9 protein-coding genes are annotated in these 12,344 nt (G+C 64.6%); 7 read left to right on the plus strand and 2 right to left on the minus strand.

Going from position 1 to position 12,344, the window contains the following annotated elements; translation table 11 throughout:
• On the minus strand, window positions 1-341 hold a 341-nt coding region (locus tag CCR94_RS00045; protein ID WP_146089761.1), incomplete at its 3' end, for a hypothetical protein.
• Window positions 342-635: 294 nt separating this feature from the next.
• On the opposite strand from CCR94_RS00045, the gene CCR94_RS00050 reads away from it, so the two are divergent.
• The 6 genes from CCR94_RS00050 (at window position 636) to CCR94_RS00075 (ending at window position 9,950) form a co-directional block, all read left to right on the plus strand.
• Window positions 636-1,886, plus strand: a complete 1,251-nt coding sequence (locus tag CCR94_RS00050) for a lipoprotein-releasing ABC transporter permease subunit (protein ID WP_244593873.1) — start codon at window positions 636-638, stop codon at window positions 1,884-1,886.
• 22 nt (window positions 1,887-1,908) lie between these two features.
• Window positions 1,909-2,598: an ABC transporter ATP-binding protein gene (locus tag CCR94_RS00055; protein WP_244593874.1), complete on the plus strand. Its 690-nt coding sequence runs from the start codon at window positions 1,909-1,911 to the stop codon at window positions 2,596-2,598.
• Between the two features lie 335 nt (window positions 2,599-2,933).
• Window positions 2,934-6,395: a DNA polymerase III subunit alpha gene (gene dnaE, locus CCR94_RS00060; protein WP_104505860.1), complete on the plus strand. Its 3,462-nt coding sequence runs from the start codon at window positions 2,934-2,936 to the stop codon at window positions 6,393-6,395.
• Window positions 6,396-6,727: 332 nt separating this feature from the next.
• Window positions 6,728-7,480: a 5'/3'-nucleotidase SurE gene (surE, locus tag CCR94_RS00065; RefSeq protein ID WP_104505861.1), complete on the plus strand. Its 753-nt coding sequence runs from the start codon at window positions 6,728-6,730 to the stop codon at window positions 7,478-7,480.
• A 4-nt stretch (window positions 7,481-7,484) separates the two neighbouring features.
• A complete protein-coding gene (locus CCR94_RS00070; RefSeq protein WP_104505862.1) occupies window positions 7,485-8,171 on the plus strand; it encodes a protein-L-isoaspartate O-methyltransferase family protein in 687 nt (228 codons plus the stop codon).
• Window positions 8,172-8,297: 126 nt separating this feature from the next.
• The gene (locus CCR94_RS00075; protein WP_158254547.1) at window positions 8,298-9,950 is read left to right on the plus strand and encodes a LysM peptidoglycan-binding domain-containing M23 family metallopeptidase; all 1,653 of its coding nucleotides are present in this window, start codon (window positions 8,298-8,300) and stop codon (window positions 9,948-9,950) included.
• A 151-nt stretch (window positions 9,951-10,101) separates the two neighbouring features.
• Here CCR94_RS00075 and CCR94_RS00080 read toward each other — a convergent pair whose 3' ends face one another.
• Window positions 10,102-10,347 carry a hypothetical protein gene (locus CCR94_RS00080; RefSeq protein ID WP_104505864.1) on the minus strand — a complete coding sequence of 82 codons (246 nt, stop codon included), beginning with the start codon at window positions 10,345-10,347 and terminating at the stop codon, window positions 10,102-10,104.
• A gap of 269 nt (window positions 10,348-10,616) precedes the next feature.
• Between CCR94_RS00080 and parC the strand changes: the two genes are divergently transcribed.
• Window positions 10,617-12,344: DNA topoisomerase IV subunit A (gene parC / locus CCR94_RS00085; RefSeq protein ID WP_104505865.1), on the plus strand; the 1,728-nt coding region annotated here is incomplete at its 3' end.

The raw sequence follows: 12,344 nt of genomic DNA on the forward strand, positions 1-12,344 counted from the left end.
TCGAAACACAGACCGCGCGCGTAAAGTTCGATCGCGGCCTCGCCGTTGGGGATCCGCGCGACGCCGCAAAACCCGTCGGCGCGCGGACGCGGCGCGAAGGAGGCGTCGAAGAATTTCCCGCCGACGACCGCTGCCAAGGCCGTCAACGCCACGGACAGGCGGTCCGGGCGCGCCCAGAACGCGAGATTGCGCAGGCGCGTCCGCAACCGCGTCCGCTTTTCGGGCGCGCGCGGCGCCGCCGCCGCCTCCGCCTCCGCCCCTTCCGCGAACAATTGCGCGATTCGCGCGGCGCGCTGGTCGAGGGGAAGGAGGGCGATTTCCTGCAAGCGGACGTTGGACATGGGCGATAGCTCCATTTTGGATGCTTGTCGCAGGGCCAAATTGCCGCCCGGTTGGGGAAAATTCTAAAATGCCGGTATAAATCGCTAAAGCATTTGCGCCATTGTCGGCGCGTATCGAATCGCAGAGAAGAAGAGTCTTCTTTTGCCCGCAATTCTCGCCTAACTCGCACGAAGCTGAAGAGACCGGGGGCGATGATCCGCTTGCTGAACAAAATCCTGGGCCGGTTTGGGGCCAGTCCTTTCGGGGGCTTGCCTTTCGGGGCCAATACTCGCGGCGCCAATCCTCGCGGGGCCATGCCTTTCGGGGCTTACGAACGCATGCTCGCCTTGCGCTACCTGCGGGCGCGGCGTCACCGCTTCCTGCCGTCGGCCATCGCCGGCCTGTCGATCACCGGCATCACCGTGGGCGTGATGGCGCTGATCATCGTCATGGCGGTGATGAACGGCATGCGCGCCGAGCTGGTGGGGAAAATCATCGGCGTCAACGGCCATTTCTTCTTGCAGCCGATCGACACGCCCATGACCGACTACAAGGACGTGGCGGCCAAGCTGGAGACCATTCCCGGCGTCAAGCGCGCCATTCCCATGGTCGAGAGTCCGGCGGGCATTTCCTCGGCCAGCCAGCAGACCGGCGCGCTGGTGCGCGGCGTCAGCGGCGACGATCTGAAACGGTTGCCGGGCATCGAGGGCAATGTCCGGCAGGGCACGCTGGAAGGGTTCGATGCGTCGGGCGGCCTCGCCATCGGCCAGCGCATGGCCGACAATCTCGGCGTGCGCGTCGGCGACACCGTGTCCATCCTCACGGCGAAAGGCGCGCAGACTCCGTTTGGCGTCACGCCGCGCATGAAAGCCTATCCGGTCAAGGCGATTTTCCAGTTCGGCCTGTCGGATTTCGACCAATTGTTCGTCTACATGCCGCTCGACGAGGCGCAGGCCTTTTTCAACAAGACCGGCGAGGTCAGCGTCATCGAGGGCTTCGTCGACAATCCCGAGGCCATGGACGATTTGCGCATGCAGATCGAGGCCACCATCGAGCGGCCCAACATCTTCACCGACTGGCGCCAGCGCAACAAGGGCTTTTTCGACGTGCTCAAGGTCGAAAGCCAGGCGATCTTCATGATTCTGGCCATCATCGTCGCCGTCGCCGCGCTGCTGATCGTGCAGGGGCTGATCCTGCTGGTGAAGGACAAGACCCACGACATCGCGATCCTGCGCACCATGGGCGCGACGCGCGGCGCGGTGCTGCGCATTTTCATCCTCACCGGCGTCGTCATTGGCGTGATCGGCACGGCGCTCGGCGTCGGGCTTGGGGTGCCGCTGGCGCTGCATCTCGACGCCGTCCGGCAGTTCCTCAACCGCGTCTTCAGCCTCAACCTGTTCCCGGCGCAATATTATTTCGGCCTGTCGCAATTGCCGACTGTGGTCGAGCGCCACGAAGTGGTCATGGTCGCCTTCCTCACCATCGGCCTGTCCTTCGCCGCCACGCTCTATCCGGCCTGGCGGGCGGCGCGGCTCGATCCGGTCGAGGCCTTGCGCCATGAATGACGAACCGATGAATAGCGAACCCATGAACGAGCAACTTCCGGTGCTCTCGCTTTCGGGCGTGACGCGCCGCTATCCCGAAGGCGACGGCTTTCTCGAAATTTTGCGCGGCGCGCAGGGGCAATTGTGGCGGGGGCAGGCGGTGGCGCTGGTCGCCCCGTCCGGCGCGGGCAAATCCACCCTGCTGCATATCGCCGGCCTGCTGGAGCGGCCCGACGCCGGCGCCGTGGCCATAGACGGCGAGGACGCCTCGCAACTCGACGACCGCGCCCGCACGACGCTGCGTCGCGACAAGATCGGCTTCGTTTACCAGTTCCACCATCTGCTGCCGGAGTTCACCGCGCTGGAAAACGTGATGACGCCGCAACTGATCGCCGGGCTCGACAAGCGCGAGGCGCGCGCGCGGGCGCTGGACCTGCTCGACTATCTCGGCCTCGCCGCGCGCGAAGACCACCGTCCCTCCGAACTCTCCGGCGGCGAGCAGCAGCGCGTCGCCATCGCGCGGGCGGTGGCCAATGCGCCGGCCCTGCTGCTGGCGGACGAACCGACCGGCAACCTCGATCCGACCACGGCGGAGAAGGTGTTTTCCGCGCTCATGACTTTGGTGCGGGCGACCGGACTCGCCGCGCTGATCGCAACGCATAATCTCGAACTCGCCGCGCGCATGGACAGGCGTTGGAGCTTACGCAACGGGCTATTGGTTGAGCTCGAGTAGAATGCAACCCAAGGCCTCGCCGGCGGTTCGCGTCATTTTGGCGCGCTGTCGCCTTAGGCATTGTTATTTCATTAACCAATCGCCTCATCTGCGCCATAACGCAATCCACAGAAATCGGCGGGTTATCCACAGGGTGGCGCTGTCGCAACGATATGAAATTTCGGTATGTCCGGGCGTCGAAGGAAAAATTCCTCATGCGCCAAAACGGCCTTGGACAAAAAAACAACAAATAACGAACAAAATGTTTGAAGCTTGATAATTCCACGCCCGGTTTGCGTCACCCCCAAGCTGGACGATACTCAAACCGAGACTGATGGCGAGAGGCAGGACAGGGCATGACGTTTCCGCTTGAGGACGTGATCGCGAAGGTCGGCTTCGTCCATCTCCACGTCCACACCTCGTTTTCGCTGCGCGAGGGCGCGCTGCCGCTGGCCAAGCTCCTGAAACTCGCGAGCGCCGACGGCCAGCCGGCGCTCGCCGTCACCGACACCAATAACCTGTTCGGCGCGCTGGAATTTTCCGAAAAAGCCACCAAGGACGGCCTCCAGCCCATCGCCGGCGCCCAGCTCGCGGTCGATTTCGCCGACGCCGAGGCGCTGCGCACCCCCGGCGAGCCGCTGGCGGGCGACGCCTCGCTCGGCAATCTGGTGCTGCTGGCCATGGACGAGGCGGGCTATCTCAACCTGATGAAGCTGGTGTCGTCGGCCTGGACCGGGGTCGATGCGGGTGATGTTGCGCACGTGACGTTGGGGCAGCTGCGCGAGGCCAACCAGGGCCTGCTCGTCCTGACCGGCGGACCCTCCGGCCCGCTCGACCGCGCGCTGACCCTGCACAAGGACGCCGCCGCCGCGGCGCGGCTCGACGCCCTGGTCGAGATGTTTCCGCAACGGCTCTACATCGAATTGCAGCGCCACGGCAGCGAAGGCGAACAACAGGTCGAGCCGGCGCTGCTCGAAGGCGCCTACCGCCGCGCCCTGCCGCTGGTGGCGACCAACGAGCCTTATTTCGCGTCGGCTTCGGACTATGACGCCCATGACGCCCTGCTTTGCGTTGCGGAAGGCGCGCTGGTTTCCGACGACAACCGTCGGAAGGTCACGCCCGAGCACCGTTTCAAGACTCGCGCCGAAATGCAGGAACTGTTCGCCGATCTGCCGGAAGCCACCCGCAACAGCGTCGAAATCGCGCTGCGCTGCGCCTATCGGCCCAAGACGCGCGCGCCCATCCTGCCGAATTTCACCGAAGGAACCGACGAGGCCGCCGAATTGCGCGGCCAGGCCATCGACGGGCTGAAGGCGCGGCTCGCCGCCCACGGCCCCGCGCCGGGCCAGACCGTCGAGGATTACGACAACAGGCTCGAATTCGAGCTGTCGATCATCGAGAAGATGAAATTCCCTGGCTACTTCCTTATTGTGTCTGACTTTATCAAATGGGCGAAGTCGCAGGGGATTCCGGTGGGGCCGGGGCGCGGTTCCGGCGCGGGCTCGCTGGTCGCCTATGCGCTGACCATCACCGACCTCGACCCGATGCGCTTCTCGCTGCTGTTCGAGCGGTTCTTGAACCCCGAACGTATTTCCATGCCGGATTTCGACATCGATTTCTGCCAGACCCGCCGCGACGAGGTGATCGCCTATGTCCGCCGCCGCTACGGCAGGGACCGCGTGGCGCAGATCATCACCTTCGGCTCGTTTCTGGCGCGCGGCGTGCTGCGCAATGTCGGGCGCGTGCTCGAAATGCCGCTGGGACAGGTGGACAAACTCGCCAAAATGGTGCCGCAGAACCCGGCGGCCCCGGTGTCGCTGAAACAGGCGATCGAGTCCGAGCCGCGCCTGAAGGAGGAGGCGGAACGCGATTCAAAAGTCGCCAAACTGCTGGAGATCGCGGAAAAGCTCGAAGGCCTCTATTCCAACGCCTCGACCCATGCGGCGGGCGTCGTCATCGGCGACCGGCCGCTCGACCAGTTGGTGCCACTGTACCAGGACCCCAAGTCCGACATGCCCGCCACCCAGTTCAACATGAAATGGGTCGAGCCGGCCGGTCTGGTCAAATTTGACTTTTTAGGTCTGAAAACCCTCACAACCCTTTCAACTTGCATGAAATTATTGCAACTGAGGGGGATCGAGGTCGATCTGACGAAAATCCCGCTCGACGATGTGAAAACCTATGAAATGCTTGGGCGCGGCGAGACGGTCGGCGTGTTCCAGCTGGAAAGCGCGGGCATGCGCAAGGCCCTGGCCGAGATGCGCGCCGACCGGTTCGAGGACATTATCGCGCTGGTGGCGCTGTATCGGCCGGGACCGATGGCGAACATCCCCACCTATTGCGCGGTCAAGCTCGGCGAGGAGGAGGCCGATTACATCCACCCGAAGATCGAATGCGTGTTGAAGGAGACGTTTGGCGTCGTCATCTACCAGGAACAGGTGATGCAGATCGCGCAGATCCTCTCGGGCTACAGCCTCGGCGAAGCCGACATGCTGCGCCGCGCCATGGGCAAGAAGATCAAGGCGGAGATGGACAAGCAGCGCGCCCGTTTCGTCGATGGCGCGGTGGCGGGTGGGGTGGACCACGCCAAGGCCGACGAAATCTTCGATTTGCTGGCCAAATTCGCCGATTACGGTTTCAACAAGAGCCATGCGGCGGCTTATGCGCTGGTCGCCTATCAGACGGCCTGGTGCAAGGCCAATTATCCCGTCGAATTTCTGGCGGCGTCGATGACGCTCGACAAGAGCAACACCGACAAGCTCGCGGAATTCCGCAACGAGGCGCGGCGGATGGGGATCAAGGTCGAGGCGCCCTCGATCAACCTGTCCGGGGTCGATTTCGAGGTCCATCCCGACGCTGACGGCGCGCTCACCATTCGTTATGCGCTGTCGGCGGTGAAGGGCGTGGGCGAGGGGCAGGCGGCGGCGCTGGTGGCCGAGCGCGGCGATAAACCGTTCCAAAGCCTGGCGGAAATGGCGCAGCGGCTTAACCCGCGCGAGGTGAATAAAAAAGTGCTGGAGAGTTTGGCGGCGGCCGGCGCGTTCGACGCCCTGGAGCCCGACCGCTCCAAAGCTTTCGCCAGCATGGAAACGGTGCTGGCTCACGCCAATGTGGCGCAGGACGAGGCGCGCGCCGGCCAGAACGCCTTGTTTGGCGGCGGCGAGCCGGAGCCGTTGCACGTGACCAAATGGGAAAACTGGTCGGCGGAGGAGCGGCTGAAGCGCGAATTCGACTCGATCGGCTTCTTCCTGTCCGGCCATCCGCTCGATTCCTACGCGGCGGTGCTGGAAAAGCTGCGGGTGCGCAACTGGGCGCGTTTCGTCCGCGCCGTGAAGCAGGGCGCGTCGGCCGACCGGCTCGCGGCCACCGTGCTCGACCGCACCGAGCGCCGCACCAAGTCTGGCAACAAGATGGGCATTGTGACGCTGTCCGACCCTTCGGGCCAGTATGAGGCCATCATGTTCCAGGAGGGCCTGACCCAATACCGCGAATTGCTGGAAAAGGGCGCGTGCGTGCTGGTGACGCTGCAAGGCAATATCGACGGCGAGGATGTGCGCGCCCGCATCACGCTGGTGGAAAAGCTCGACGAGGCGGCGGCGCGCATCCAAAAGGGCCTGCGCATCGCGCTGCGCGACGATGCGGCGCTGCCGGGGTTGGCGGAAAAGCTGACGGGCCGTCCGGAAGGCGAAGTGACGCTGCTGCTGCGGTTTGACGAACGCGAGGTCGAGATCAAGCTGCCGGGCAAATATCCGATCAACCCGGCGGTCTCCAACGCGATAAAAAACCTGCCGGGCGTGGCCGAGGTGGAACTGGTGTAGCGGACGGGCTTCGAAACCGGGTTAACATCTCTGGTCAGGGCCGTCATGACCGGGCTTGTCCCGGTCATCCACGCCAAGCCGCGAGGCTCAAACTCTGACTTTTTGCGCTGTATCCTGGCGTGGATGGCCGGGACGACGCCGGCCATGACGACATGAAGGCGCCTGGCCTACGGGAAATGGCCGCAATTGTAGAACCGGATGTTTGCCTGGATAGCCGCGCCCGCATGGGGAGCATGCGCGCGCGCCGCATCGCCGAGGGCTGTTCGCGCAAGTCAGACAGGCTATAACCGTCCGCAAAATTCCTTTATCCGAATCGCGGGCGAAAAGAAGACATGCGGATTCTCATCACCAATGACGACGGCATTCACGCCCCCGGCCTCGCCGTGCTGGAGCGCATCGCCAGGAGCCTGTCCGAGGATGTCGTGGTGGTCGCGCCGGAAAGCGACCAGTCCGGCGTGGCGCATTCGCTGTCCCTGTCCGACCCGCTGCGGCTGCGAAAAGTTTCCGACAATCATTTTGCCGTCAAGGGCACGCCGACCGACTGCATCATCATGGGCGTGCGCAAGATCATGGTGGACAACCCGCCCGATCTCATTCTGTCCGGCGTCAATCGCGGCCAGAATGTCGCCGAGGATGTCACCTATTCCGGCACCATAGCCGGGGCCATGGAGGGCACGCTGCTGGGGTTTCCGTCCATCGCGCTGTCGCAATGCTATGTGGGCGAAAATTCATTCTGGCCCTGCACGGAAACCCACGCCGCGCCGTTGATCGAAAAGATCGTGGCGCGCGGCTTTCCGCCGGGCGTGCTGATAAACCTCAATTTCCCGGCCTGCACGCCCGAAGAGGTGCAGGGCGTGTCACTGGCGCGGCAGGGCCGGCGCGAGCAGGAGTTGATGAAGATCGAGGGCCGCCGCGACGGCCGGGGCAATCCCTATTACTGGATCGCTTTCGAGCGCCCGACTTTTATCGCCGGCAAGGGCACGGACCTCGAAGCCGTGGCGCAAAACCGCATTTCGGTCACCCCGCTGCGGCTCGATCTCACCGACGAACCGGCGCTGGCGCATTTCGCCAGTCTGTTCGGCTGACGCCATGGCCTATCAGCCACCCTTTCCCTCCGCGGCCGCGCAGGCGAGGGTGGAAGCGCAAAAGCTCGCCGCCGCGCAATTGCTGCTGCAGCTGAGGTCCAAGGGGTTTAACGATCTCAACCTTTTGCGCGCCATGGAATCGGCGCCGCGCGAAAATTTCGTCGGCGCGCATCAGGTCGAACTCGCCCTGCGCGACATCGCGCTGCCGCTGCCGTGGGGCCAGACCATCGAAAGGCCCTCGGACATGGCGCTGGCGCTGGCGACGCTGGCGGTGACCTCGCACATGCGCGTGCTGGAGGTGGGGACGGGGTCGGGCTGGTCGGCGGCGGTGCTGGCGGGGCTGGCGCAAAATGTCGTCAGCCTGGAATGTTTCGATTCCCTTGCGAAAGCCGCGCGCGAAAACCTGGAGCGGCTCAAGATCAACAATGTCGCGGTGATCTGGGCCGACGGCGCCGACATTTCGCCCGAACTCGGCCTGTTCGACCGCATCATCGTCCACGCCGCCTTCGAGGAGCCGCCGTCGCGCCTGCTCGGCGCGCTGGGAGAGGGCGGGGCGTTGATCGCCGCCCGCGCCGTGGAGGACAAGACGGAGCGGGTGCTGTACCGTCGCCTGCCCGGCGACCGGATCGAGGTCGCGGCCCTGGGTTCCTGTCGCGCGCAAAACCTGCTGCGCGGCCTCTACGCGGGTTAAAGCCTTCATTAAGGCTGATTATGGCGAAATTCGCATGACCATGATGAACAGGGATTCATCTTAAACGCTCCTTTAACCCGCATGGCGTTAAGTCGATTTGTCGGTGTCGGGTTTGTGAGTTGCGTCATGGTTCATTCGCTGAAGCGGAAAGAAAGCGGCCTCTTGTTGGCTGGCGTCGCGGTTCTCGGCCTGTCGGGTTGCGCCGATTCCTCCCGAATCGACGATCCCTTGTCGAATCCGTTCAAGACCTCCGCGTCGCGCTACGATCGCGCGCCGACCGGCTCGACCCTGCCGCCCAGCGGGGCGACCCGGCAGCAGCAGCAAGAGAGCCCAAGCGAGAACAGCGATTTCTTCTCCGAAACGTTTCGCGGGTTCAACGATCCCGCGCCGAGCAACGAACCGGTCGCCGATCTGCGCCGCTCCGGCGCCCCGCGCTCGATCGCGTCGAGGCCCGCCCCGCTCAATGTGCAAAGCCGGCCGAGCGCGCCCATTTCCATGCAGCCGCTGCCCCCGCCCAGCGCGGCGGCCGCGCCGGCCTTTTCCCCGCGTCCGATTCCGCCCGAGCCGGTGCAGGCTCAAGCCCCGCAGGCCCCGCGCGCCGTCGCGGCCCGCGTCGGCGGCTGGTCGATCGAGGGCGGCGTCCCGGTGGTGGTCGCCCAGGGCGAAACCGCCGGTGCGATCGCCAACCGCTATGGCGTGCCCAAGGACACCCTGCTGCAACTCAACGGCTATCGCAGCGCGGGGCAGGTCCAGCCCGGCGTGCGTCTGACCATCCCGGTTTACAACGCCAACCATCGCGCCGAGGCGGCGCGCGCCCAAATCGCCGCGCCGGCCCAAATCGCCGCCGCGCCGGCGCAAGTCGCCGCGCCGGCCCCGCGCATGGCGCGGGCCGAGCCGCTCCGGCCCAGCAACGATGACGCCCAAGCCGAGCCCGCGCTGAGAAAGCCCGATCCGCGTCTCGTCATGAAGCCCGGCGCGAAATCGCTGGTGCAGGAGGAAAATGAGCAGGCGACTGCGCCGGCGCAGGTCGATCCGGCCGCCGAGCGCAAGCTCCGTCTTGCCGAGGCCCGCGCCGCCGCGATCAAGGAGGCCGCCGCCGCCATCGAGAAGAAGAAGGCGCAAGAAACCCAGGTTGCGGCCCAATCCGCCGCCGATGCGAGAAAGAGCGCCGCATTGGAAGCGAAAAAGGCCGCCGACGCCGCCAAGGCGGAAAAACTCGCCCAGAAGGCGCAAGCCAAGACGCAGCAGCAGGCCGCCCAGCCCGCGCCAGAATTGCCGAATTTGGCGCAACCCGCGCCGAAAATGGCTCAAGCCGCGCCGGAACCGGCCCAGCCCGCGCCCAAGCAGATCGCCGCCGCAGCGCCCGAGGACGATTCCACCGCGCGCACCACGCCGGCCGGCGACAGCGCCAATCCGGAGTTCCGTTGGCCGGCGCGCGGCCGCGTGATCAACGGCTACGCCAGCGGCGGCAATGACGGCATCAATATCGCGGTGCCCGAAGGCACCCAGGTCAAGGCGGCGGAATCGGGCGTGGTCACCTATGCCGGCAGCGAGTTGAAGGGCTACGGCAATCTGGTGCTGATCCACCATCCCAACGGTTTCGACAGCGTCTACGCCAACAATGGCTCGATCAACGTGAAGCGCGGCGACACGGTCAAGCGCGGCCAGACCATCGCGCTGTCGGGCCAGAGCGGCAATGTCGCCTCGCCGCAACTGCACTTCGAACTGCGCAAGGGCCACAAGCCGGTCGATCCGACGGGTTTTCTGGCGGGGTTATAAGGTTTCCCCACAACCGCGAGACACGGTGTGGGAAATTTGACGGCGGGGTCCCAGGAAAGGCCCCGCCGTTTTCATTTGTGCGCCCCGAATCAAAAGCGGCCCCGGAGGGCCGCTTTTTTGAAGTTTGACGCGCCTGAGTTGGTCGCGGGCCTCAATGGCAGACGCGGCGCTTCTCCTTGCGCGTGAGCGCATAGCCTTCGTCCATTTCCACCTCGCGGTCCTCACAGACCGCTGACGCCGCCGATGAGGATGCGTCCGCATGCGTTTCCGCCCTGACGGTCTGCGCCGCGCCGGTTTCGGCGGTCGCCGCCCCTTGCGAAGTGAAGAAAGCCAAGCCGATACCGACGCCAAACGCCACCAGAACCACCGCTGGCGTGAGCGTTTTCGAAATTTTCATCAGATCCTCTGCCCGAATGTCAAGGTCAAGATCAAGGCATACCGCTGTTAAGCGTTGCTCAAAAAAAGCATTCGCATCTGCGAAGCATGGGTTTTTGTAATCCCGGCGCCCGTGCGAGGCTAGTGCGGAAAGGCCACAAGTTGGATTAAATTTTTAGCAAGAACGAAGCGCGAACTTGAACTGAAGCGCCGCCTGTTCTAGAGGTCGGGTGAGCCGGCCCGCCCGGCCGCTCACGATGAAAGTCGCGTCTTCAAGAAAATCTGGAGCTTATGGCCCGCGCCCATCTTCCGCCTCCCGGCGAGGTCAACCTGCCGGTCAACCTGCGCGACGCGCTTGAGGAGCGCTACCTCGCCTACGCGCTCTCGACCATCATGGGCCGCGCGCTGCCTGACGCGCGCGACGGACTGAAACCGGTGCATCGGCGCATTCTCTATGGCATGCACATCCTGCGGCTCGATCCGGGCGCGTCGTTCAAGAAATGCGCGAAAATCGTCGGCGACGTGATGGGCTCGTTCCATCCCCATGGCGACCAGTCGATCTACGACGCGCTGGTGCGCCTCGCCCAGGATTTCTCCTCGCGATACCCGCTGGTCGACGGGCAGGGCAATTTCGGCAATATCGACGGCGACGGCGCCGCCGCCTACCGCTACACCGAAGCGCGCATGACGGAAGTCGCCCGCGCGCTGCTCGAAGGCATAGACGAAGACGCCGTCGATTTTCGCGACAACTATTCCGGCGACCTGAAGGAGCCGGTGGTGCTGCCCGCCGCCTTCCCCAACCTGCTGGCCAATGGCGCGCAGGGCATCGCGGTGGGCATGGCCACCTCGATTCCGCCGCACAATGTCGCCGAACTCCTGGACGCCGCGCTCTATCTCATCGCCAATCCGGCGGCCTCCGCGCGCGATCTCTGCACCTTCGTGCAGGGGCCGGATTTTCCGACCGGCGGCATTGTTGTGGATTCGCGCGACTCGATCATCGAGACCTATGCGACCGGGCGCGGCTCGTTCCGCATCCGCTCGCGCTGGGTGAAGGAAGAGGGGAATCGCGGCGCCTGGAACGCGGTGGTCACCGAGATTCCCTATGGCGTGCAAAAGTCGCGGTTGATCGAAAAGCTGGCCGAACTGGTCAACGAGAAGAAGCTGCCGTTGCTCGCCGACGTCCGCGACGAATCGGCGGAAGACGTGCGCATCGTGCTGGAGCCTCGGGCGCGAAGCGTCGACGCCGGCGTGATGATGGAAAGCCTGTTCCGCATGAGCGAGCTGGAAAGCCGCTTTGCGATGAACCTGAACGTGCTGGCCGATGGCGTGACGCCAAAGGTGCTGTCGCTGCCCGAAGCCTTGCGGCAATGGCTCGACCATCGCCGCGACGTGCTGCTGCGCCGCAGCCGCTATCGGCTCGCCGAGATCGAGCGCCGGCTGGAAGTGCTGGCCGGCATGATCATCGCCTTTCTCAATCTCGACGAAGTCATCCGCATCATCCGCGAGGAGGACGAGCCCAAGGACGTCCTGAAGGCGCGCTTCGACCTCACCGACAACCAGGCCAATTACATTCTCGACACGCGCTTGCGCAGCTTGCGCCGGCTGGAGGAAATGCAGTTGCGCGGCGAGCATGCCGAACTGACGCGCGAAAAAGGCGAGCTGGAGCTGCTGGTCGGCGAGGAGTTGCGGCAGTGGAGGGCGATCACCGCGCAGATTCGCGAGATCAAGAAAAAATGGGGTCCGCTCACCGCGCTGGGCAAGCGCCGCACCACATTTGAAGCGCCGCCGGCGGTGTCGGAAAATTTCGACCTGACTGACGTGCTGGTCGAGCGCGAGCCGATCACGGTGGTGGTGACGCAAAAGGGCTGGATTCGCGCGCTGAAAGGGCAGGTGTCCGACCTCGCCAACCTGCAATACAAAGGCGACGACGCGCTGCAAGTCTCGTTTTTTGCTGAAACGACGTCGAAAATCATGGTTCTCGCCACCGACGGCAAGATTTTCACGCTGGACGCCTCAAAA

Origin of the sequence: Rhodoblastus sphagnicola (genome assembly GCF_002937075.1) — a bacterium.
Classification (GTDB): domain Bacteria; phylum Pseudomonadota; class Alphaproteobacteria; order Rhizobiales; family Beijerinckiaceae; genus Rhodoblastus; species Rhodoblastus sphagnicola.

What these genes read in the sequence shown, in the direction of transcription:
- CCR94_RS00050 (WP_244593873.1), top strand. Translation starts at nt 636, where the DNA reads ATGCCTTTCGGGGCTTACGAACGCATGCTCGCCTTGCGCTACCTGCGG.
- CCR94_RS00055 (WP_244593874.1), top strand. Translation starts at nt 1,909, where the DNA reads ATGAACGAGCAACTTCCGGTGCTCTCGCTTTCGGGCGTGACGCGCCGC.
- dnaE (WP_104505860.1), top strand. Translation starts at nt 2,934, where the DNA reads ATGACGTTTCCGCTTGAGGACGTGATCGCGAAGGTCGGCTTCGTCCAT.
- surE (WP_104505861.1), top strand. Translation starts at nt 6,728, where the DNA reads ATGCGGATTCTCATCACCAATGACGACGGCATTCACGCCCCCGGCCTC.
- CCR94_RS00070 (WP_104505862.1), top strand. Translation starts at nt 7,485, where the DNA reads ATGGCCTATCAGCCACCCTTTCCCTCCGCGGCCGCGCAGGCGAGGGTG.
- CCR94_RS00075 (WP_158254547.1), top strand. Translation starts at nt 8,298, where the DNA reads ATGGTTCATTCGCTGAAGCGGAAAGAAAGCGGCCTCTTGTTGGCTGGC.
- CCR94_RS00080 (WP_104505864.1), bottom strand. Translation starts at nt 10,347, where the DNA reads ATGAAAATTTCGAAAACGCTCACGCCAGCGGTGGTTCTGGTGGCGTTT.